Annotated in this window: 23 protein-coding genes; 11 read left to right on the top strand and 12 right to left on the bottom strand. The window is 66.2% G+C overall.

Going from position 1 to position 19,764, the window contains the following annotated elements; genetic code table 11:
* The first annotated feature begins 9 nt into the window (after positions 1 to 9).
* Together AC1D02_RS16235 and AC1D02_RS16230 are read left to right on the top strand one after the other, a co-directional pair.
* Positions 10 to 774: a head GIN domain-containing protein gene (locus tag AC1D02_RS16235; RefSeq protein ID WP_477318674.1), complete on the top strand. Its 765-nt coding sequence runs from the start codon at positions 10 to 12 to the stop codon at positions 772 to 774.
* A gap of 110 nt (positions 775 to 884) precedes the next feature.
* The gene (locus tag AC1D02_RS16230; protein WP_477318672.1) at positions 885 to 1,139 is read left to right on the top strand and encodes an ORF6N domain-containing protein; all 255 of its coding nucleotides are present in this window, start codon (positions 885 to 887) and stop codon (positions 1,137 to 1,139) included.
* Here AC1D02_RS16230 and AC1D02_RS16225 read toward each other — a convergent pair.
* Genes AC1D02_RS16225 through purU form a run of 6 tightly spaced genes read right to left on the bottom strand, consistent with a single transcriptional unit; the run spans position 1,088 to position 6,051 of the window.
* Positions 1,088 to 3,322, bottom strand: coding sequence for a TonB-dependent receptor (locus AC1D02_RS16225; protein WP_477318670.1), 2,235 nt, complete (start codon positions 3,320 to 3,322; stop codon positions 1,088 to 1,090). The genes AC1D02_RS16230 and AC1D02_RS16225 overlap by 52 nt on opposite strands.
* 8 nt (positions 3,323 to 3,330) lie before the next feature.
* Positions 3,331 to 3,744, bottom strand: a complete 414-nt coding sequence (locus AC1D02_RS16220) for a YcnI family copper-binding membrane protein (protein ID WP_477318668.1) — start codon at positions 3,742 to 3,744, stop codon at positions 3,331 to 3,333.
* A complete protein-coding gene (locus AC1D02_RS16215) occupies positions 3,741 to 4,166 on the bottom strand; it encodes a copper chaperone PCu(A)C (protein WP_477318666.1) in 426 nt (141 codons plus the stop codon). The genes AC1D02_RS16220 and AC1D02_RS16215 overlap by 4 nt, the downstream gene beginning before the upstream one ends.
* Positions 4,167 to 4,209: 43 nt before the next feature.
* Complete coding sequence (locus AC1D02_RS16210; protein WP_477318664.1) at positions 4,210 to 4,572, bottom strand: DUF2946 domain-containing protein; 363 nt, start codon at positions 4,570 to 4,572, stop codon at positions 4,210 to 4,212.
* 50 nt (positions 4,573 to 4,622) lie between these two features.
* Positions 4,623 to 5,165, bottom strand: a complete 543-nt coding sequence (locus AC1D02_RS16205) for a YaeQ family protein (protein WP_477318662.1) — start codon at positions 5,163 to 5,165, stop codon at positions 4,623 to 4,625.
* 16 nt (positions 5,166 to 5,181) lie between these two features.
* Positions 5,182 to 6,051: a formyltetrahydrofolate deformylase gene (purU, locus tag AC1D02_RS16200; RefSeq protein WP_477318660.1), complete on the bottom strand. Its 870-nt coding sequence runs from the start codon at positions 6,049 to 6,051 to the stop codon at positions 5,182 to 5,184.
* 139 nt (positions 6,052 to 6,190) lie between these two features.
* Between purU and AC1D02_RS16195 the strand changes: the two genes are divergently transcribed.
* The 9 genes from AC1D02_RS16195 to AC1D02_RS16155 all read left to right on the top strand — a co-directional run bounded on the left by AC1D02_RS16195 (position 6,191) and on the right by AC1D02_RS16155 (position 15,425).
* Positions 6,191 to 7,222: an NADP-dependent oxidoreductase gene (locus tag AC1D02_RS16195; RefSeq protein WP_477318658.1), complete on the top strand. Its 1,032-nt coding sequence runs from the start codon at positions 6,191 to 6,193 to the stop codon at positions 7,220 to 7,222.
* Between the two features lie 156 nt (positions 7,223 to 7,378).
* Positions 7,379 to 7,813 (top strand): TIGR01841 family phasin, encoded by a 435-nt coding sequence (gene phaP, locus AC1D02_RS16190; RefSeq protein ID WP_477318656.1) that lies wholly within the window; start codon positions 7,379 to 7,381, stop codon positions 7,811 to 7,813.
* Between the two features lie 26 nt (positions 7,814 to 7,839).
* Positions 7,840 to 8,394, top strand: a complete 555-nt coding sequence (locus tag AC1D02_RS16185) for a hemerythrin domain-containing protein (protein ID WP_477318654.1) — start codon at positions 7,840 to 7,842, stop codon at positions 8,392 to 8,394.
* A gap of 110 nt (positions 8,395 to 8,504) precedes the next feature.
* Entirely contained in the window at positions 8,505 to 8,858 is a 354-nt protein-coding gene (locus AC1D02_RS16180) for a KGG domain-containing protein (protein ID WP_477318652.1), read from the top strand.
* A gap of 265 nt (positions 8,859 to 9,123) precedes the next feature.
* A complete protein-coding gene (locus AC1D02_RS16175) occupies positions 9,124 to 9,633 on the top strand; it encodes a YgjP-like metallopeptidase domain-containing protein (RefSeq protein WP_477318650.1) in 510 nt (169 codons plus the stop codon).
* 287 nt (positions 9,634 to 9,920) lie between these two features.
* Positions 9,921 to 11,147 (top strand): hypothetical protein, encoded by a 1,227-nt coding sequence (locus AC1D02_RS16170; protein ID WP_477318648.1) that lies wholly within the window; start codon positions 9,921 to 9,923, stop codon positions 11,145 to 11,147.
* Positions 11,148 to 11,172: 25 nt separating this feature from the next.
* On the top strand, positions 11,173 to 11,592 hold the full coding sequence (locus tag AC1D02_RS16165; RefSeq protein WP_477318646.1) for a phosphate ABC transporter substrate-binding protein: 420 nt from the start codon (positions 11,173 to 11,175) through the stop codon (positions 11,590 to 11,592).
* Positions 11,593 to 11,599: 7 nt separating this feature from the next.
* Complete coding sequence (locus tag AC1D02_RS16160) at positions 11,600 to 14,326, top strand: bifunctional diguanylate cyclase/phosphodiesterase (RefSeq protein WP_477318644.1); 2,727 nt, start codon at positions 11,600 to 11,602, stop codon at positions 14,324 to 14,326.
* Entirely contained in the window at positions 14,310 to 15,425 is a 1,116-nt protein-coding gene (locus AC1D02_RS16155; RefSeq protein ID WP_477318642.1) for a diguanylate cyclase, read from the top strand. The genes AC1D02_RS16160 and AC1D02_RS16155 overlap by 17 nt, the downstream gene beginning before the upstream one ends.
* Before the next feature lie 53 nt (positions 15,426 to 15,478).
* Here the strand turns inward: AC1D02_RS16155 and AC1D02_RS16150 are convergent, their stop codons facing one another.
* Genes AC1D02_RS16150 through AC1D02_RS16125 form a run of 6 tightly spaced genes read right to left on the bottom strand, consistent with a single transcriptional unit; the run spans position 15,479 to position 19,666 of the window.
* On the bottom strand, positions 15,479 to 16,027 hold the full coding sequence (locus tag AC1D02_RS16150; protein ID WP_477318640.1) for an LOG family protein: 549 nt from the start codon (positions 16,025 to 16,027) through the stop codon (positions 15,479 to 15,481).
* Entirely contained in the window at positions 16,024 to 16,800 is a 777-nt protein-coding gene (locus tag AC1D02_RS16145) for a hypothetical protein (protein WP_477318638.1), read from the bottom strand. Before AC1D02_RS16145 ends, AC1D02_RS16150 begins: the two co-directional genes overlap by 4 nt.
* Before the next feature lie 14 nt (positions 16,801 to 16,814).
* Positions 16,815 to 17,480 carry a TetR/AcrR family transcriptional regulator gene (locus AC1D02_RS16140; protein WP_477318636.1) on the bottom strand — a complete coding sequence of 222 codons (666 nt, stop codon included), beginning with the start codon at positions 17,478 to 17,480 and terminating at the stop codon, positions 16,815 to 16,817.
* 41 nt (positions 17,481 to 17,521) lie between these two features.
* Positions 17,522 to 17,890: a response regulator gene (locus AC1D02_RS16135; protein ID WP_477318634.1), complete on the bottom strand. Its 369-nt coding sequence runs from the start codon at positions 17,888 to 17,890 to the stop codon at positions 17,522 to 17,524.
* Positions 17,891 to 17,926: 36 nt separating this feature from the next.
* Positions 17,927 to 18,865, bottom strand: a complete 939-nt coding sequence (locus AC1D02_RS16130; protein WP_477318632.1) for a lipase family alpha/beta hydrolase — start codon at positions 18,863 to 18,865, stop codon at positions 17,927 to 17,929.
* 42 nt (positions 18,866 to 18,907) lie between these two features.
* On the bottom strand, positions 18,908 to 19,666 hold the full coding sequence (locus AC1D02_RS16125; RefSeq protein ID WP_477318630.1) for an RNA methyltransferase: 759 nt from the start codon (positions 19,664 to 19,666) through the stop codon (positions 18,908 to 18,910).
* Positions 19,667 to 19,764: the final 98 nt, after the last annotated feature.

Below are 19,764 nucleotides of genomic sequence, written 5' to 3'. Positions count from 1 at the left end.
GGAACCGCCATGACCGCAGCCCCTCGCCTGACCCGCCGCCTCGCCGCCACGATGCTTGCCCTGTCCGCCCTCGCCGTCGCCGCGCCGGCCGCCTACGCCGGCTGGAACGTCGGAATGACCCAAGGCAGCGGCAACATCAAGACCGAATCGCGCGCCATCGGCCACTTCACCGGCGTGTCGATGGGCCTTCCGGGCAGCGTCGACCTGCGCATCGGCAGCACCGAAGGCATCACCATCGAAACCGACGACAACCTGATGCCGCTGATCGAGACCGTGGTGGAAAACGGCGTCCTGGAAATCCGCACTTCCAAGCGCAACATCGGCATCCAGCCGCGCCGTTTGAAAATCGTGGTCAACGCCAAGTCCGTCGACCGGCTCGCGCTGGGCGGCTCGGGCACCATCGACGGCGACGTGCTGCGCGGCGCGAAGGTCTCCGTCGACCTGGGCGGCTCTGGCGAGATCCACCTGAAAGGCGTGGAAAGCGATGCGCTGTCGGTGGACCTTGGCGGCAGCGGTAACCTGAAAATCGCCGGCGGCAACGCAAACAAAGTGTCGCTGTCGATCGCAGGCTCGGGCGACGTCGACCTGGGTAAATTGAAAGCCGCGCGCGCGAGCGCCAACATCGCCGGTTCGGGCAATGCGACCGTCTCGGTGCGCGACACGCTGGACGTCAACATCGTCGGCTCGGGCGACGTCAACTACTACGGCGACCCGCGCGTGAGCAAATCGGTGATGGGGTCCGGCAGCGCCAACCGCGTCGGCGCCGCCCGCTAAGGTTCTCGGGGCAGATCCGCCGGAGAGACGGGGACGACTAGTCCCGGCCCCTGTCGCTACATCTGCAAATCCCACTGAAACGCCGTTATGAGGGTCCGCTGCGCATATAGATGACCCCGTTCCCTGTGGGATCCATCGAAGGCACTACCCGCCTGCTCCAGCGGGAACTCGTATACGGCGTAACGACGAGCGCCCTGGTGCAAGCCGTCAAGGGCAATTTGGACCGTTTCCCGGACGATTCCATGTTCCAGCTCGCTTCCGCTGAATGGGATGCTTTGAGATCACAATTTGTGATCTCAAATTGTCGCTACCGCTATAGATCCCACCGCAGTTCGGCCAGCACGGTCCGCTGCGGATACGGATGAAACGCCCAGTACTTCGCATTCCCCAGGTTGTCGATCCCAACTGAAGCACTCCAGTTGCGATTCACCCGATACCGCACACGCACGTCAGTCACCAGGTATTCCGACACTCCCATATACGTATCCGAATTAACGTCGCTGTTATCGAGCGCGCTGTACTGCCTGCCGCTGTAGCGCGCGCCGAAGCTGGTGGTCCAGTGCCGGCCGGTGTGATACGTCGCCAGCAAATTTGCCCTCCACGCCGGCACCCGCGGCTGCCGCTTGCCCACGCTGGCCTGCAGCGCGCGGTTCTCGGTGATGATTGAATCGGCGTAGGTCACGCTGCTCGACACAGTCAGGCCGGACATCATCACATCATCCGCCTGGTACGCCAGTTCGAGCCCATTGGTGCGAATCCGCCCGATGTTCTGCACCGTGTTGACGGCGGCCGTCAGCGGCTGCGAATACAGCGCGTCCCGCGTGCGCTCGGCGAACAAGGTCGCCCGCAGCACACCGTCGTTGCGCACCCGCTCGACGCTGAACTCGCCGGTCCACGACTTCTCCGCGCGCAGCAGCGGATCGCTGTTGACCAGCGCATTGTCGACGATCGAACCCTGGAACAGTTCGGACGCAGTCGGATTGCGTACTGCGCGGCCCAACGACGCCTTGATCGTCCATTCCGGCGCCACGCCGAACGCCAGCGCCGCCTTGGGCGATACGCTGGTCTCGCGCCGCTCGCCGAACTTCACCGTGCTCGCAGCGCTCGCCAGCTCGCCGCCGAAGGCATTCCATCGCTCGGCGCGCGCGCCCAATGTCGCCTTCCACCGCGGCGCGAACCTCCAGGTGTCCTGCGCGTACAGGCTTTGCAGGCGCGTGTCGCCATTGAACCTGGAGATCGTGGACGCCGGCGCCCCGCCAGTCCAGTCGGCGCTGGCCGACACGCGCGTGCGCAAGTGCGCGCCGTCCGACTGCAGTCCCGCCTCGACGACGTGCGCAGGGTTCGGGTGCCAGATACCTTTCAGCGCCAGCGTCGTCCAGCCGCTGCCGGCCAGGTCGGTGATCGTGCCCGGCCCCGTTGCCGCCAGCACGGTCGGCGTGCGCACCAGGTCCTCGCGATAGTCATACCTGCTGGCCGCGATCTCCCAATCCCACCCCGCGCGCGTGTGCTGCTTGAGCGAGAACCCCTGCATCAAATGCGACAGCGTCGCGGTGGACGGCGCCAAATCGGACGCCCGGATGTCGTAACGCTTCCCGTCGATATTCACGACCGCCGCGGTCTGATTCAAGTACGACTGCGCATTGCGCACCGCATCGTTGCCCCACCACCCCAGCGTGTAACTGGCGCGCAGCACAGGCGAAACGTCATACGCCAGCTTGACCTTTGCGTGGTCCTGCACCGTGTCGGTCTGCCCTGCCGCACCGATGATCACCCAGTCCTTGTCGGCCGGATTGCGGCCCGCGATCGCGCCGGTCACTGGCACGCCGGCGCTGCCCGTCACGCCCGTCGACACCAGCTTGTTGGCGAACGTGATCGGCTGCCCCGCGTTGTCGAGCCGCGACGCATCGATCCACCACGACCACGCGCCCTGCCGGTCGCCCACCGACGCGCTGCCCTGCCGGCCCGAGTACCGGTCGTCGGTCGCATACAGCTTGAAACGCTGGCTGAACGCCGACAGCTTCACGTGCGCTTCCAGCTTGTCCGGCATGCGGGTCTGGAAATCGACCACGGCGCCAACCGAGCCGCCCGGATAGGCCGCCGAGAACGGCCCGTACAGCACATCGACGCGCTCGATTTCTTCGGGCGCCACCATGCCCCAACGCGGCGTGAAGTTGGCGCCGTTGCCCAGCAAATTCGACAGCTGGATGCCGTCCGCGTACACCAGCGAGCGCGCGCTGTTGCCGGTGCCCGAGGCGCGGCTGGCCAGCACCGCGTGGTCGTAGTCGCCGATGTAGCGCTTGCGCACATTCAGGCTGGGGAAATACTTCAGCGCGTCTTCGCTGTCGGTGGCATTGATGCGGTCCTCGACCTGCGCGCCGGTGATGCCCTCGATGGTCGTCGGGATCTGGATCGGCAAGGTGGTCGGGCGGCCGCCGCTGATGACGACGGTCTCGATTTTTTTCGGCTCGTGATTCGCCAGCGCGACGGCCGGCCATGCGAGCGCCACCAGCGCGGCAATCTGGCCGCGGCGGAAATGGTCAGCTGTCATTGCGCCCCTCAGTGCGCCGGCACTGCGGCCGGAACCACGTCGAGGGCCGGCGACCATTCGGCACGCCCCTTCTCGCACTGCTGGACCACCTTGAACACCTGCTTGCCGGCTGCGGCGGGAAGCTTCGCCTGCATGACGAATTCGTCGTACTGCGAATCGGGCAGCGGGCCGCCCTTCCAGCTGATGTCGCGCTCGCCGATCGTGATGGCCCAGCCGGCCTTGGGCATCGGCTTGGCATGGGCGACCGCCTCCGGCAGGATTACGGTGATGCCGCTGGTCGCGCTGCCGTCGCAGCCGTGGCCCACGCGGAAGGTGAGCTTTTGGTGGGCGCCGACGGGCGCCGAGCTTTGTTCGATGGTGATGTGGGCTTGCGCCACCGGGGCGGCCAGCAACGCTGCGATCGTCAGGGTCAGGATTTTCATGGCTTGAATCCGATCGGCTTGACCGGCGCCTCGACGGCGACGGTTTCGCGCTTGCCGCCCTTGCGCTCGATGGTCAGCGTCAGCGGCACGCTCTGGCCTTCCTTCAGCTGCTGCTTCAGACCCATCAGCATGATGTGGAAGCCGCCGACCGGCTGGCCGGCCGGCAGGTCGACGCCGTCGACCTCGCGCATCTTCATCATCTGGCCGCTCATTTCCATGGTATGGATTTCGACCGAGCGGGCGGCCGGCGACGTCGCCTTGACCAGGCGCGCGGCGTCGGGCGAGCGCAGTTGCAGATAGATGCCGCCGGAGGTTTGCTGCGGCACAGTGGCGCGCGCCCAGGGCTGGACGACGGCGGTCTGGGCGAAGGCGGACGAGGCGAGCGCAATCGATGCGATCAGCGCGAGTATTTGCTTGTTCATGGTGGTTCCCTATTGACTGGATGGCGCCGGAAGGCGAGCGGAATCAGGAAACCGTGGGAGGACCTCGCGGCGGCGCCGCGGTGAGCGCGAGCAAAGGGCGCGGCGCGTGGTAGAACAGGAAGGGACGCAGCGCGTGCCCGCCGATCAGGCCAAGGCCGGTGATCGGGGACGGCATCAGCGCGAAGCTGCCGCCGTGCGGGAGGCAGTAGCCGCAATCGGCCATGGCGTCGGCCTGGTGCGTCGCGTGCGTGGTTGCGGCGCCATCGACAGTGCAGATTTCCCAGGTCGCCGGCACGCTCTGTTTCGCCGCCATCGCGTGCGAGATCGACGGGGCGAGCGCATTCATCAGCATCGCGAAACATGCGATCCAGAGAGTCCAGCGCCAGCTTGTTGATTTGGTTTGCATGGTGCGTCAGTATATCCCAGGCCGCGGCCCAACAAGCGGGCTCAGCTCCATCAGCGAATCGGCTTGAACGTTTCGCGCTCGATCAGCACCGTTTCGACGCTGTCGGTCAGCCAGATCTGTCCGTCCTGGATCGTGCATTGCAACTGCATGTTCCGGTTGACCATCTTCTCCAGCTGCGCGCTGGCATCCGACGGGATATTGATCACTTCGAGGTTCTTCGCGCGTTCGAGCTTGTTGGCGATCTGCTTGTACCAGATATGGCTGGTCGCGCTGTAGCTGTACACGACCACGCGCTCGGACCGGCCGCAGGCCTTCATCAGGCGCTTCTCGTCCGGCTGCCCCACCTCCACCCACAGCTCGATCGCGCCGGTCAGGTCCTTCTGCCACAGGTCCGGCTCCTCGGTGTCGAACAGGCCCTTGGTGAAGGTCAGCGCCTCGCTGGCGTGGATCGCGAACGCCAGGATGCGGATCATCACGCGTTCGTCGGTCTCGGACGGATGCCGCGCCACGGTCAGCAGATGCTGGCCATAGTAGTTGCGGTCCATGTCCGCGATCTGCAGTTCTGCTTTGTAGATTGTCGCTTTGAGTGCCATTAATTCTTACAGTGAGTTATTTGAAGACGACAGTCTTGTCGCCGTTTTGCAAAATGCGGTGCTCCACAAACCATTTGACCGCGCGCGCGAGCACCACGCACTCGACGTCGCGCCCGATCGCCGACAGCGTCTCGGCGCCCATCGCATGGTCGACCCGCTCGACGTCCTGCTCGATGATCGGGCCTTCGTCCAGGTCGCCCGTAACGAAGTGCGCGGTGGCGCCGATCAGCTTCACGCCGCGCAAATGCGCCTGCGCGTACGGCTTGGCGCCCTTGAAGCTTGGCAGGAAGGAGTGGTGGATGTTGATCGCCTTCCCGCGCATCGCCTCGCACAACCCCGGCGACAAGATCTGCATATAGCGCGCCAGCACCACCAGGTCGATCTTGTGGTTGTCCATCAGTTCGAGCACCTTGGCTTCCTGCGCCAGCTTGGCCTTTTCGTCCGCGCCGGCCGCCAGCGGCAGGTGGTGGAACGGGATGTTGTAGCTGGCCGCGAGCTGGTAGAAGTCCATGTGGTTCGAGACGATCGCCGGGATCTCCACCGGCAGCAGCCCGCTCTTGTAGCGAAACAGCAGGTCGTTCAGGCAGTGGCCGATCTTCGACACCATCAGCATCACGCGCGGCTTGGCGTGCGCGTCGTGCAACTGCCAGTTCATCGCCATCGATGCGCCCAGCGTGGCGAAATCGGCGCGCAGGTCGCCGTCGGCCACGCCAGCGTCTTCCAGCGCGAAGTGCACGCGCATGAAGAACAGCTTCGACTCGGCGTCGCCAAACTGCGCCGAATCGATGATGTTGCAGCCGTGCTCGGCCAGGAACCCGGACACGCGATGCACGATGCCGCGCTGGTCGAGGCAGGACAGGGTCAGGATGTATTCGGGCGTCGTCATGGCGGCGGGCGGAAAAGGTCGATCTCGGGCGAGTCCGCTATTGTCTCACGGGCTGGACCATACCGAGCAAGGTCAAAATAGTACGACCGTGCATTTTACGGTATAGTGGTCCGCTCCACCCCATTCATAAGGAAGCGCCATGTCCGATACCGCCCTGCTCAACCAGCAATTCCGCCTCGCCGCGCGTCCGGTGGGCCTGCCGAAACCGACCGACTGGCAGCAGACCAGCGAGCCGGTGCGCGAGATCGGCGACGGCGAGATCGTCGTCAAGGCGCTTTACCTGTCGCTCGACCCGGCCATGCGCGGCTGGATGAACGACGCCAAATCGTATATCAAGCCGGTCGGCATCGGCGACGTGATGCGCGCCGGCGGGGTCGGCATCGTGGTGGCGTCGAAGTCGCCCAAGTTCGCGATCGGCGACTATGTCTCGGGCGGCATCGGCGTGCAGGCCTACTGGGTCGGCGCGGCCGACGACAAGTACGGCAACTTCTTCAAGATCGACCCGCGCATGGCGCCGCTGACCACCTGGCTCAACACGCTGGGCATGCCCGGCATGACCGGCTACTTCGGCCTGATCGAAGTGGGCCAGCCGAAGGCCGGCGAGACCGTGGTGGTGTCGGGCGCGGCCGGCGCGGTCGGCCAGACCGTCGGCCAGGTCGCCAAACACCTGGGCTGCCGCGTGGTCGGCATCGCCGGCGGCAAGGACAAGTGCGACTTCGTCGTCAACGAACTGGGCTTCGACGCCTGCATCGACTACAAGGGCGGCGACGTGCGCGCCGGCCTGAAGCAGCACTGCCCGAACGGCGTCGACGTCTACTTCGACAACGTGGGCGGCGAGATCCTCGACGCCGTGCTATCGCGCATCAACATGAAGGCGCGCATCGTCATCTGCGGCGCCATCTCGCAGTACAACAGCACCACGCCGGTCAAGGGGCCGGCCAACTACCTGTCGCTGCTGGTGCACCGGGCGCGGATGGAAGGCATGGTCGTGTTCGATTACGCGCCGCGCTATCCGGAAGGCGTGGCCGCGCTGGCCAAGTGGATGAAGGAAGGCAGCTTCAAGAGCCGCGAAGACGTGGTCGACGGGCTCGAGCACTTCCCCGACGCGCTGCTGATGCTCTTCGAAGGCAAGAACTTCGGCAAGCTGGTCCTGAAAGTCGCCGACGCATGACGTCTCGGGGACTGGTTCCTGCGGAACAGTCCCCTTTCCTGTTGACCTCTCCCATCTTCGCCGCGAATCGCTGGAACTCGCCGCGAAAAATAACGTCTATTCTAAAAGAGCGCAGTCGTCACGACGCGCTCTTTATAACGTTTAGGCGAGGCAATCATGCAATCTTTAGACGACAATCCGGCCCTGCGTTCGCACCTCGAATCGCAGGTCGACTTCACCAATGAATTTTCGCAGAAGGCGCTCGACACCGCGCGCCAGCTGAGCGAGATGAATCTGAAGCTGGCGCGCCAGACGATGGAAGGATCGATTCACGCCAGCCGCGAACTGCTCGGGTGCACCGACCCGGTTCAGTTTGTCCAGACGGCCATGAAACAGCTGCAGCCGGCTACCGAGCGCATCCGCTCCTGGCAGGAGCACCTGCTGCGCGTACTGGCCGGCGCCCAGGCCGACTTCACCCACGCGGCCGAAGCGCGGCTTCCCGAAGCGAGCCGCAGCGCCGGCGCCGTCGCCGACGAGCTGGTGCGCCACGCGGCCGCCGCCACCTCTCCGCTCGCCGCCAGCGAAGGCAATCCCGCTGGCAAGCCGCACTGACACACGCGCACATCACGGAGCCCACGATGAACCCGGCAACACCTGACGGCGCCGTCACGGACGCGCTGGAAATGCTCCAGAGCGACCACGCCCAGATCAAGGCGCTGTTCGGCGAGTTCGACGCGCTCAAGGGCAACGGCATCGCGCACCGGCGCAAGGGCAAACTGGTCGATGCCATCTGCCACGCGCTGACCCTGCACAGCATGCTCGAGGAAGAAATCTTCTACCCTGCGCTGCGCGCGGCCACCGGCGCCGACGACGAAGAACTGCTCGACGAGGCCGACATCGAGCATGCCGGCGCGCGCGAGCTGATCGGGCAGCTCGACATCATGGTCCCGGGCGACGACCACTACGACGCCACCGTCACGGTGCTGGGCGAAGAAGTGCTGCACCACATCGACAAGGAAGAAAGCGAGCTGTTCGAGCTGGCGCGCCAGGCCGGGCTGATGCTCGACGCGCTGGGGCGTCGGCTGGCGGCGCGCAAGGCGGAACTGGAAGACGACCTGGCGTCGCCGCCGACCACCCTGGAAGCGATGCAGCCGCACGAGCGCATGCGGCGCCAGCCGCGCGCGCCGAACTAGGCGGAACTAAAGGGCGGGCGCTGCCTCTAAATTCACGAGCGCAGCCATGCGCCGGTCCGGCGCGGAAGGAGCGGCCGGTTTTCAGACGCAGTGCACACGAGGAGATCGACATGGCCACAAGCAAACAGAGCGGCGGCGGCAAGGGCGCCGCGGCGGGCGGCAACGCCCAGAAGAGCGGCGGCGGTCCTGCCAAGCGCGGCTTCGCCGCGATGGACCAGAACCAGCAGCGCGAGATCGCCAGCAAGGGTGGCCAGGCCGCCCACCAGAAGGGAACGGCGCACGAATTCGATTCGGAAGAAGCGCGGCGCGCGGGACAAAAAGGCGGCGAGGCGGTGAGCCGCGACCGCGAGCACATGGCCGACATCGGCCGCAAGGGTGGCGAGAGCCGGCAGTCGGCCAACCGCGCCGCGGCGGCAGCGGCGGCGGCGGCGAAAGGCAGCCGCCAGGGCGGCAAGGAGGAGTAAGGGGCTGGCGCGATCTCCGCGTATTTGCGGGCAATCTCTAGTGTTGAACCGGGCCGGACGATCGCGTCCCCGCCCGGTTTTTTTGTGCCCGCGGCCGCCGCACAGGCGGGGTCTGGTCCTGCGGACCTGACCCCATTTTCTGGTCTGCGACGTTGCATTTCGGGGTCTGGTCCTGCGGAGCAACGGGGACTCGGCGTCCGTCGCTCCGCAGGACCAGACCCCAAGGTCAACATCGCGCCGACAATTGTGATACATTCGCGCCCCTATGATGCCCCTGAAATACCTCAGCGCCTACTCCGACCAGACCCGTGCCCAAGTCGCTCAGCTGATCGAGCAGGACAAGCTCGCCGACGTCTTGCGCTCGCGCTACCCGCAGGCCCACGCCATCCGCACCGACAAGGCGCTGTTCGACTACGTACAGGACCTGCGCAGCGAATTCCTGCGCAACGCCGATCCCATCAACAAGGTGGCCTACGACAGCAAGATCCAGGTGATCCAGCATGCGCTCGGCCTGCACACCGCCATCTCGCGCGTCCAGGGCAGCAAGCTCAAGGCCAAGCACGAGATCCGCATCGCCACCGTGTTCAAGAACGTGCCGCTCGAATTGCTGCGCATGATCGCCGTCCACGAGCTGGCCCACGTAAAAGAAAAGCAACACGACAAGGCGTTCTACAAGTTGTGCTGCTATATGGAGCCCAACTATCACCAGTACGAATTCGACCTGCGCCTCGTGCTGACCCAGCTGGAGATTTTGCCGGCGCCCGTCTGGGCCTGATTCACGCCCTCCCGGATATGTTGCACCCTCGCACCATCCCTGCACGAAAAACAATTTCCAGCCGTAAAGTTATCGACTTTTTCTGCGCCCGCAGTTACAGTTGATGACTGGATGCAATTGTTTTTTGGTCCACCAGGCTGCGATCCAGCCAATACAAAAACGACAATATTTCCCGAATTCGAAGGCGGCGCCGAGGCGCCCGGACCAGCGTGTCACCCGCGCCGATCCCGACCAGAAAGTACTAGATGCATTTGCTTCACCGAACAATGCGCTGTCGTGCGCCTCGATTGCGCGCCGCGGCTGTGCTGATTGGCCTGGCCTGGGCTTCGATCGGCCACGCCGACGACAGCGTCACCCGCCCGTCCTGGTCGCTGCGCGGCTTCGGCAGCGCCGGCGTCGCCTACACTGACTTCGCCGATGCGGACTTCAACGCCTCCATCCTGAAGGGCAACGGGGTCGGCCATAGCGGCCGCTGGAGCCCGAACGTCGACAGCCGCCTCGGCGCCCAGCTCAGCGTCAAGGCCAACGCCCAGTGGTCGGCCGTGCTGCAGGTGATCAGCGAACAGCGCCTCGACAGCACCTACCGGCCCGCCGTCGAATGGGCCAACGTCAAGTACCAGGCCACGCCCGACCTGTCGATCCGCGCCGGCCGCATCGCGCTGCCGATTTTCCTGGCCGCCGACTACCGCAAGATCGGCTACACCTATCCGTGGGTGCGCACGCCGGTCGAAGTGTATGGCGCCATCCCCTTCAGCAACAGCGACGGCGTCGACGCCAGCTACCGCTTCAACCACGGCAGCGTGAAGAACACCACCCAGGTCTTCTTCGGCCGCACCGACCTGAAACTGGCCGAAGGTGCGCGCATCGAAGCGCGCCGGCTGGCCGGTTTCTCGGACACGGTCGAAGTGGGCGCCTTCACCGGCCGCCTGAGCGCGCTCACCACCGACCTGACGATCGATATCGTGCGCCCGTTCTTCGACCAGCTGCGCGCGTTCAGCCCCCAGGGCGCCGTGCTGGCGGAAATGTACGCGGTCGACCACAAGCGCGCCAACGCGATCAGCGCCGGCATCAACTATGATCCGGGCAACTGGTACGTGATGGCCGAAGTGGGCCGCATGAAGACCCGCTCCTTCCTCGGGGACACCACTGGGGTCTACACCAGCGCAGGATATCGCCTGGGCGACTTCACTCCCTACGTGGGCTATGCGCGCGTGCGCTCGAACAGTTCGACCACCGAAGCGGGCATGAACCTGGCAGGGATGACGCCGCAGCAGGCCGCGGCGGGCGCGGGACTGAACGCCTACCTGTCATGGCTGATGACCACCATCCCGGTCCAGCGCACCATCAGCGCCGGTACGCGCTGGGACTTCATGACCGACGTCGCGCTCAAGGTCCAGGTCGACCGCGTCACGCCGCAAGGCGGTTCGCGCGGCACCTTCACCAATGTGCAGCCGGGATTCGTCTCCGGCCGCGGCGTCACCGTCGCGAGCGCAGTGCTCGACTTCGTGTTCTAAGGCCGCGCCGATGCAATTACCCAGCATGCGCCAACTCCTCGCCGCCTTCGTGCTGTCCCTGCTCGCGAGCGGCGCCGGCGCGTCCGAACTGGTGGTGATCGTCTCGGCCAAAAGCACGGTGGCGACCCTGCGCGCCGACCAGGTGGCCGATATCTTCCTCGGCCAGGTCGGACGCTTCCCGGACGGCGCCGAAGCCTTCGCGCTCGACCAGGCCCTGGGCTCGCCGCAGCGCAACGAGTTCTATGCCAAGGTGGCATCGAAGACGCCGACGCTGATGAAGGCCCACTGGGCCAAGATGATCTTCACCGGCCGCGGCCAGCCGCCGCGCGAGGCGCCCAACAGCGCCGCCGTGCGCAAGCTGGTTGCCGACAACCCTGCCGTAATCGGTTACATCGACAAGTCGGCGCTCGACGCGTCGGTCAAGCCGGTGCTGGTACTGCACTGACCCGCCCATGCCGCGCGACGCCACCCACGCCCACGCCCTGTCCCGCATCCGCGGCGACGGCGACGGCATGCTGCGGCGCTGGTTGCGGCGCGGCCTCGAAACCCACATCTCGCTGCCCTTGTTCGCGCTGGTGCTGCTGCTCGCGATCTGGACCCTGGCCGGCCACTTCGTGCGCATCGAACGCGCCGCGGCCGACCTCGCGGCGCGCGAGTCCGCGCATGAACTGATCGACACTTACGAGGCCCAGCTGGCGCGCAACCTGGGCGGCATCGACCAGACCCTGAAGGTGCTCAAATTCGCGGTGCAGCTCAAAGGCCCCGCCGCCGCCCTGCCCAGCCTCTCGGAAAAAGGCCTGCTGCCTTCCGGCCTGGTATTCGTCGTCAGCATCGCCGACCGCGACGGCCGCATCGTCGCCAGCAATCCTCCCGCGGCCCATATCAGCGTCGCCGGCGAACCATACTTCGAATTCCACCGCCACGCCGACACCGATACCCCGTTCGTCAGCCAGATGACGCGCGACGCCGCCAATCCCGAGTGGCACCTGCACTTCACCCGGCGCATCAATGACGCCGCGGGGAACTTCGCCGGCGTCGCCATCGTCGAGGCCGACCCGGGCTACTTCACCAGCGGCTACGAGCGTTCGCGCATGGGCGAGCGCGGCGCGCTCGGCCTGTTCGGCGCCGACGGCGTGTTCCGCGCGATGCGCAGCGGCGACAACGTCAGCTGGGGCCAGCAGGCCAAACTGGCGCCGGTCGAGCGTCCGTCCGAAGCGACCGTCAATTCGTGGGACGGCGTGGTGCGCTACACCAGCGTGCGCCGCCTGCACGGCTTCCCGATCAGCGCGATGGTCGCGCTGGAGCGCGGCGAGCAGATGGCCGGCTTCGAAAAGCACCGCCGCACCTACCTGTGGGCGGCCAGCGGCGCCAGCGCCCTGCTGGTATTGATCGTCACGCTGGTCTGCCTGTGGTCGTGGCAGCTGTCGCGCACCCAGCGCGGAATCCGGCGCGCACAGGAGACCTTCGCCGCCGCTTCCGAAGCCAGCCTGGACGCCTTCTTCGTCCTGCGCAGCATGTTCGACGAGAACGGCGCCATCACCGACTTCCGCTTCGAGGCGACCAACGGCCGCGCGGTGCAGCTGACCGGCCTGGAACGCGAGGCGCTGATCGGCGCCACGCTGCTGACGATCCTGCCGGCCTACCGCGCCAACGGCATCTTCGACGACATGGTCAAGGTGGCGATGCTGGGCGGGATGCGCGAAGCCGAGTGGCGCGGCAACACCGAGCGCACGCGCGACATCTGGATGCATCGCCAGGTGGTCGCGGTGGAAGACGGCGTGGTGGCGATCGTGCGCGACATCACCGAGCGCAAGCGCGCCGAAGAACGCATCCGCCACATGGCGCACCACGACGAGCTGACCGGCCTGCCCAACCGCAGCCTGATCCGCGACCGGCTCGACCAGGCCATCCTGCACGCCCAGCGCACCGGCCGCTGCGTGGCGGTCGCCTTCATCGACCTGGACGGCTTCAAGCTGGTCAACGACGGCCTTGGCCACAATGCCGGCGACGAACTGCTGAAAGTGGTCGGCGCGCGCATGCAGGGCTGCGTGCGGCGCGACGACACCCTGGGCCGCTTCGGCGGCGACGAATTCGTCATCATCCTGTCCGACCTGGCCGACAACGCGATGGCGCTGACGCCGGTGCTGGAAAAGATCCGCCAGGCGGTGCGCGCGCCGGTGCTGGTCGAGGGCCAGGAGGTGCAGGTCAGCTGCAGCATGGGCGTGGTGATGTACCCGCGCGACGGCGCCGATCCGAACACGCTGATGATGAACGCCGACGCGGCCATGTACCGCTCCAAGGACATGGGCAAAAACACCTTCCAGTTCTACACCCGCGAGATGAACGCCAGCGTCGAAGAAAAGCTGGTGCTGCTCGAGGGCCTGCGCAACGCGCTCGACGAACAGCAGTTCCACCTGCTGTACCAGCCGAAGGTGGACCTGCGCACCGGCCGCATCTTCGGCGTCGAGGCGCTGATCCGCTGGCACCATCCCGAGCACGGCCTGATCTCGCCGCTGCGCTTCATCTGCCTGGCCGAGGAAGCGGGCCTGATCGGCGCGATCGGCGACTGGGTGCTGCACACCGCCTGCCGCCAGAACATGGCCTGGCGCGCGGCCGGCCTGGCGCCGGTGTCGATGTCGGTCAACGTGTCGCCGCGCCAGTTCGAGGACAAGCGCCTGGTCGAGCGGGTCGCGCACGCGCTGGCCGCCAGCGCGCTGCCGGCCGAGGCGCTCGAACTGGAAGTGACGGAAAGCCTGATCATGCGCGACCTGGCGCAATCGGTCGACAAGATGCGCCAGCTCAAAGCGATGGGCATCTCGCTGTCGATCGACGACTTCGGCACCGGCTATTCGAGCCTGTCGGCGCTCAAGTCCTTCCCGATCAGCAGCCTGAAGATCGACAAGTCCTTCGTGCGCGAACTGGCCGACAACACCGACGACCAGGCCATTGCGATGGCGGTCATCTCGCTGGGCCACAAGCTGAACCTGCGCGTGATCGCCGAGGGCGTCGAGACCGAACAGCAGTGCGCCTTTTTGCGCGAGAACGACTGCGACGAAATGCAGGGCTATCTGTTCAGCCCCCCTCTTCCGCCCGAGCAGGTCGCGGCCATGCTGCGCGCCCAGGCCTTATCCATTGCATCAACTAACCAAAAGGAGTGTCACGATGTCGCTGCGGCATAAACTGGCACGGTTGTTCCTCGGCGAAGACCCCAAGCTGCGCCGCCTGCTCGGCTACTGGGGCGCGACCGTGATGTTCTACGTCCTGTGCATGTTCCTGATGATCGCGCTGATCGACGAGGGCATCGTCGAACGCCAGGTCGGGGTGAGCCTGATCTGGTTTGGCATGAGCAGCGTGCTGGGCTTCTACGGCCTGATCCGCTTCAGCAAGCGGCTGGGCATCCTGCCGGCCCACCTGGCCGTGCTGCAGTCGGTGCTTGCGATCGCCTGCAACATCGGCCTCTACACGCTCACCGGGCCGCTGCGCGGCGCGACCCTGATCGTGATGCCGGTGATTATCGTGTTCTGCACCTTCTCGCTGCGCCCGCGCGAAACGCTGGCACTGTGCGCCTGCTCCGTGTGCGCGCTGGGCGTCACCATCACCTTGCTGATGGCCGGCGACCCGACAGCGTACCCGCTGCAGGTCGAGGCGGTGCACTTCGGGCTGGCCGCCACCTCGATGATCGCGGTGGCGCTGCTGACCGGCGAGATGACCAAGCTGCGCGCGCGACTGAAGCGCCAGAAAGAAGAACTGCTGACCGCGGTGAGCACGATCCGCACGCTGGCCACGGTCGACGAACTGACCTCGCTGGCCAACCGCCGCCACATGAACGAAGTGCTGGGCGCCGAGGAACGGCGCCAGCCGGCCGGCCGCAAGCCGGCCTGCATCGCCCTGATCGACATCGATTTCTTCAAAAGCATCAACGACCGCTACGGTCACGCCGGCGGCGACGCGGTCCTGCGCACCTTTGCCGGCGCCGTGCGCGACGAGCTGCGCGCCGACGATGTGCTGGCGCGCTGGGGCGGCGAGGAATTCCTGCTGATGCTGCCGGATACGGAATTGAGCGAGGCGACCCTGGTGCTGAACCGAATGTCCGCCCGGGTGGGCGCGATGCGCATCAGCGAACTGGATCGCGAACTGACCATTACGTTCTCGGCGGGACTGGTGGAGCGTTGCGGCGGCGAGCCGTTCGCCGACACCATTTCGCGCGCCGACCGCGCGATGTATATCGCCAAGTCGTCGGGACGCAACCAGGTCATCCCGATCGGGATCAACGCATGATTCAGGCCACGCGTCAAAACCGGGGTCAGGTCCGCCGGACCTGACCCCATGTCTTAGGTCGGCGCCGCTTCAAACAGCCGCCGCACGATCGCTTCGGGCGTAGTTTCCACCATCATCAGGCCGGCGTGTTCTGCGCGCACGAAGCCTTCATCGCGCTGGTGCGCGACAAAGGCCGCCAGGCCGTCGTAGAAACCGTTCACGTTCAGCACGCCCACCGGCTTGGCGTGGATGCCCAGCTGCGCCCAGGTCAGCATCTCGAACAGCTCTTCCAGCGTGCCCATCCCGCCCGGCATGGCGATGAAGCCGTCCGACAGTTCGGCCATCATGGCTTTGCGCTCGTGCATGTCCTTGACGACGAATTGGCGCGTCAGTCCCAGGTGGCCCACTTCGCGTTCGAGCAGCGCGCGCGGGATCACGCCGGTGACTTCGCCGCCCAGGCGCAGCACTTCGTCGGCGATCACGCCCATCAGGCCGACGTTGCCGCCGCCGTAGACCAGGCCGATGTTATGCTCGACCAGCACCGCCGCCAGCGCGCGCGCCGCGTCGGCGTACACCGGGTTGGCGCCGAACGAGGCGCCGCAATACACGCAAATCGATTTCATTCGTCCTCTAACTGTTCTTTGGCCAGCTCGACTTCGAGCCGCTCCTTGGCGTCGGCCGGGACCAGCGCCGCGGCCTGCCGGTACAGCGCCACCGCCTCTTCCATCTTCTTCTTGCCTTCCAGCTTGAGCAGCGCGTTGGCGTATTCGATGTGGGCGTTGGGCGAGGCCGGATTGAGCCGCAGCGCCTCATGGAAGGCGCGGTAGCATTCTTCCTTGCGCGCGCCGTAGGTCAGGCCGCCGATCAGGGTGCCGACGTTGGCGATGATCTCGCCGTGGAACACGCCCAGCCCGATGTGGGCGTCCGCATGCGCCGGCGCCAGCGCAATGGCGCGCTCGAAGCCGGCGCGCACTTTCGGCGCGATGCCGTGGGTGAGCGCCTTGACCACCGAGATGCCCTGCGAATAGCGGCCCAGCGCCAGCGCCTGCCAGTACCACGCGGCCGGATTGTCGGGCTGCTCGGCCTGCTGGCGGTCGCAGCGCTCGGCCACTTCCTCGAACAGGTCGAACTTGCGCTTTTCGTTGGTCTCGAGGTAGCTGGCGTAGGTGCAGCTGGCCTTGTGCGCGACCGAGTAGCCGTCCAGGCCCACCGTCAGTCCCAGCTTTTTCGCGCGCTGAAAGTCGCCCGCATGGTAGGCGATCCAGGCTTCGACCAGCGCCTCGCGCACCGGGAACGGTTCGCAGTCGCCCGCGTGCAGGCGCGCCCAGTCCCTGCGCAGGCAGGCCGCGTCGCGGACATACGCGTCTTCGTGATGCGGGAAGTCGATCCAGGCCATGCGAGTCTCCTCGGTCAGTTCAGGTTTTTCAGGAAGTCCTGCGAAAGGCTCTCGAACAGGACGTGGGTATCGCCGCGCAGGTAAGGCGCCAGCATCGACAGCACCTGGTAGCAGCCGCGCGCGAGCGCGTCGGCCATGGCCTGCTGCTCGGTGTACTTGCGCGGATTGCGCACGTATTCGTACGACAGCCAGTAGGTCGCCACCACCACCATGTTGGTCGCCGTCGCGTCGATCTGGGCGTCGGACGCTTCCAGCTTGCCCTCGGCGCGCAGGTCCATGCACAGCTCGCGCGCCACTTTGATCTTGTGCGCCAGGATCTGCTTGAAATGCAGTTCGAGCTTGCGGTTGCGCGACAGCAGGTCGTTCAGGTCGCGGTAGAAGAAGCGCCAGCGCCAGATCAGTTCGAACATCAGGTGCAGGTAGCGCCACACGTTCTCGATGTTGGAGCTGCGCGGATCGGGCACCGTCAGGATGCGGCCGATCTCCTCCTCGAACTGGGCGAACAGCGAGTTGACGATGTCGTCCTTGTTACGGAAGTGGTAGTACAGGTTGCCGGGCGAGATATTCATCTCTTCGGCGATGACCGTGGTGGTGATGTTTGGTTCGCCAAACTCGTTGAACAGCCGCAGCGACAATTCGAGGATGCGTTCGCGGGTTCTGCGTGGAGCTTTCTGGAGCATGGCGGGCGGCGTGGGTTATTCCTGCCCCAAGCATACCACCTCTATGGGCGCGGAAGGAACGGCGCCAGCTGGTCGACGAACAGCTCCGGCTCGATCGGCTTGGCCAGGTAGCCGTCGAAGCCGGCCTCCATCAGCCGCTCGCGGTCGCCCACCATCGCCAGCGCGGTCGACGCCAGCACCGGTATCGCGCGCAGCGCCGGATCGCCCTTGAGCGCGGCCACGACGCCGTAGCCATCGAGCTTGGGCAGGTAGACGTCGCACAGGATCAGGTCGGGGCGCTGCTCGCGCGCCATCCGCACGCCGCTCTCGCCGTCGAAGGCCATCAGCGGCGTGTGGCCGAAGGCGGTCAGCAGGTAGGACATCAACTCCATGTTGGTGGGGTTGTCTTCGATGATCAGGATGCGCGCCACGCTTTTCCCCGGTATGCGGAACAAGGCGCCAGCTTATCACGCGATCTCGCGCATCACGCGCGCGAGCACGCCCGGGTTGCGGCCGAGCGCGACGTGGCCGACGCCGCCGATGGCGATGTTGTGCGCGCCTTCGAGGATGCAGGAGGTCTGCGGCGCGATGATGTTGTCGTGATGGGTGTAGATCGACGTTATGAGCGCGCGCGTGGCGGCAGACTCGGACGCGTTCAGCGCGCGCAGCCAGGCGCTCTCCTGGCCGCAGTCGGCGCTGCGCTGCATCTGGGCCGCGTTCAGGCCGACGCCGAAACTGGCCAGGCAGGTGCCGTGGTGCGGCGTGCCGAGCGTGATCACGCGTGATACCCGCTCGGTCCCGTGGGCGCGCATCCAGGCGCGCGCGACCAGCCCGCCCATGCTGTGGGCGACGATCGCCACCTTGTCGGCGCCGGCGGCGGCGCACAACGACTCGACGGCGCGCTGCACCAGCGGCGCGTAGTCGTCGATCGAGCCGGTGACCGGTTCGAGGTCGAGCGTGGCGTGGCTGATGCGGGCGGCGTCGAGCAGCGGGAGCAGATGGGTCCAGTAGCCGCTGTTGCAGCCGTAGCCGTGCAGCAGCAGCACGGGCGGCGCCGGCGAATCCGGATAGGCCACCTGGCGCGCCGTAGCGCGCGGCATATACCAGGACGACTGCAGCATGCTGGCGACGAACTCCTCCTCGAACAGGCGCAGCCAGGCGGCCGGGCCGAGGCGGAACTCGGGCGGCGTGGCGCTGGCGTGGCGCGCGCTGAGGACGAAGTTATTCGAGAAGACCAGCAGGCGCACCAGCGCGACAGCGCCGAGGCCGCAGGCAAGCGCCATCGCGGGCGCAGCGCCGAACCAGCGCCACGCCATCAGGGCGATGATGATCGCGCCGGCCAGCTGGACCAGCAGCAGCGCGTGCAGCAGTCGGCGCGCGCTCGGTTGGAAGCTGGTACTTGCCATCGCGGTCTCCGGGCTTGGGGTCAGGTCCAGCGGACCTGACCCCTACTGTTTAGCGCTCTTCAGGATCTGGCGCGCGATGCCGCGCAAGATGTTTACTTCCTCGGTCTCGAGCCCGGTCCGCGCAAACAGCCTGCGCAGCCGCGGCATCAGTTTCTTCGGATTGTCGGCGTCGAGGAAGTCGATCGCCACCAGCGCCTGTTCCAGGTGCGCGTACATGCCGTCCACCTGCGCCAGGCTGGCCGAGTCGCCATGAAAGCCGATCGGCCCCGCCGCCGCCGTCCCCGGCTCGGCCGCCACGCGGCATTCGTACGCGACCACCTGCGCGGCCTGCGCCAGGTTCAGCGACGAGTAATCGGGATTGGCCGGGATGTTGATCAGCACATTGCACTGCTCGACGATCTGGTTCGGCAGGCCGAAGCGCTCGTTGCCGAATACGACGGCCGGCCGCAGCTCGGTCTGCGCGTGCACGTGGCCGGCGAACGCGCGCGGCGTCCACACCGGCGGCGAAAACTCGCGCAGCCGGGCCGACACCGCGGCGGCGAAATTGCAGCCGTCGAGCGCTTCGCCGATGTCGCCGACGATGCGCGCGCCTTCCAGCACGTCCTGGGCGCCGCTGGCGAACGCGATCGCCTCGGGGTCGGCCAGCGCGTCGGCAAAGCGCGGATTGACCAGCACCAGGTCGGAAAAACCCATGGTTTTCATGGCGCGCGCGACCGCGCCGATGTTGCCTGCCCGGCTAGTTTCGACCAGGACGACCCGGAGCCGATTGAAAACAGACGTGTTGATTTCGGGCTGGTTCATTTAAAATAGCGCTACCGCGCAGTTCGATGAGGTTGATTGTCAAGGCTACCAAGGCCGCGATTCTAACCATTTCGCCGCCGCACCGCTCTTTAATTCAC

It is taken from the genome of Massilia sp. P1_C10 (assembly GCF_056406475.1).
This window is presented reverse-complemented; position numbering and strand designations above follow the sequence as displayed.

Coding starts and splice junctions, on each gene's coding strand:
- AC1D02_RS16195 (WP_477318658.1), top strand. CDS start 6,191: ATGTCCGATACCGCCCTGCTCAACCAGCAATTCCGCCTCGCCGCGCGT.
- AC1D02_RS16165 (WP_477318646.1), top strand. CDS start 11,173: ATGCGCCAACTCCTCGCCGCCTTCGTGCTGTCCCTGCTCGCGAGCGGC.
- AC1D02_RS16230 (WP_477318672.1), top strand. CDS start 885: ATGACCCCGTTCCCTGTGGGATCCATCGAAGGCACTACCCGCCTGCTC.
- AC1D02_RS16175 (WP_477318650.1), top strand. CDS start 9,124: ATGATGCCCCTGAAATACCTCAGCGCCTACTCCGACCAGACCCGTGCC.
- AC1D02_RS16125 (WP_477318630.1), bottom strand. CDS start 19,666: ATGAACCAGCCCGAAATCAACACGTCTGTTTTCAATCGGCTCCGGGTC.
- AC1D02_RS16160 (WP_477318644.1), top strand. CDS start 11,600: ATGCCGCGCGACGCCACCCACGCCCACGCCCTGTCCCGCATCCGCGGC.
- AC1D02_RS16235 (WP_477318674.1), top strand. CDS start 10: ATGACCGCAGCCCCTCGCCTGACCCGCCGCCTCGCCGCCACGATGCTT.
- AC1D02_RS16210 (WP_477318664.1), bottom strand. CDS start 4,572: ATGCAAACCAAATCAACAAGCTGGCGCTGGACTCTCTGGATCGCATGT.
- AC1D02_RS16225 (WP_477318670.1), bottom strand. CDS start 3,322: ATGACAGCTGACCATTTCCGCCGCGGCCAGATTGCCGCGCTGGTGGCG.
- AC1D02_RS16130 (WP_477318632.1), bottom strand. CDS start 18,865: ATGGCAAGTACCAGCTTCCAACCGAGCGCGCGCCGACTGCTGCACGCG.
- AC1D02_RS16205 (WP_477318662.1), bottom strand. CDS start 5,165: ATGGCACTCAAAGCGACAATCTACAAAGCAGAACTGCAGATCGCGGAC.
- phaP (WP_477318656.1), top strand. CDS start 7,379: ATGCAATCTTTAGACGACAATCCGGCCCTGCGTTCGCACCTCGAATCG.
- AC1D02_RS16185 (WP_477318654.1), top strand. CDS start 7,840: ATGAACCCGGCAACACCTGACGGCGCCGTCACGGACGCGCTGGAAATG.
- AC1D02_RS16180 (WP_477318652.1), top strand. CDS start 8,505: ATGGCCACAAGCAAACAGAGCGGCGGCGGCAAGGGCGCCGCGGCGGGC.
- AC1D02_RS16215 (WP_477318666.1), bottom strand. CDS start 4,166: ATGAACAAGCAAATACTCGCGCTGATCGCATCGATTGCGCTCGCCTCG.
- AC1D02_RS16140 (WP_477318636.1), bottom strand. CDS start 17,480: ATGCTCCAGAAAGCTCCACGCAGAACCCGCGAACGCATCCTCGAATTG.
- AC1D02_RS16145 (WP_477318638.1), bottom strand. CDS start 16,800: ATGGCCTGGATCGACTTCCCGCATCACGAAGACGCGTATGTCCGCGAC.
- AC1D02_RS16155 (WP_477318642.1), top strand. CDS start 14,310: ATGTCGCTGCGGCATAAACTGGCACGGTTGTTCCTCGGCGAAGACCCC.
- AC1D02_RS16220 (WP_477318668.1), bottom strand. CDS start 3,744: ATGAAAATCCTGACCCTGACGATCGCAGCGTTGCTGGCCGCCCCGGTG.
- AC1D02_RS16150 (WP_477318640.1), bottom strand. CDS start 16,027: ATGAAATCGATTTGCGTGTATTGCGGCGCCTCGTTCGGCGCCAACCCG.
- purU (WP_477318660.1), bottom strand. CDS start 6,051: ATGACGACGCCCGAATACATCCTGACCCTGTCCTGCCTCGACCAGCGC.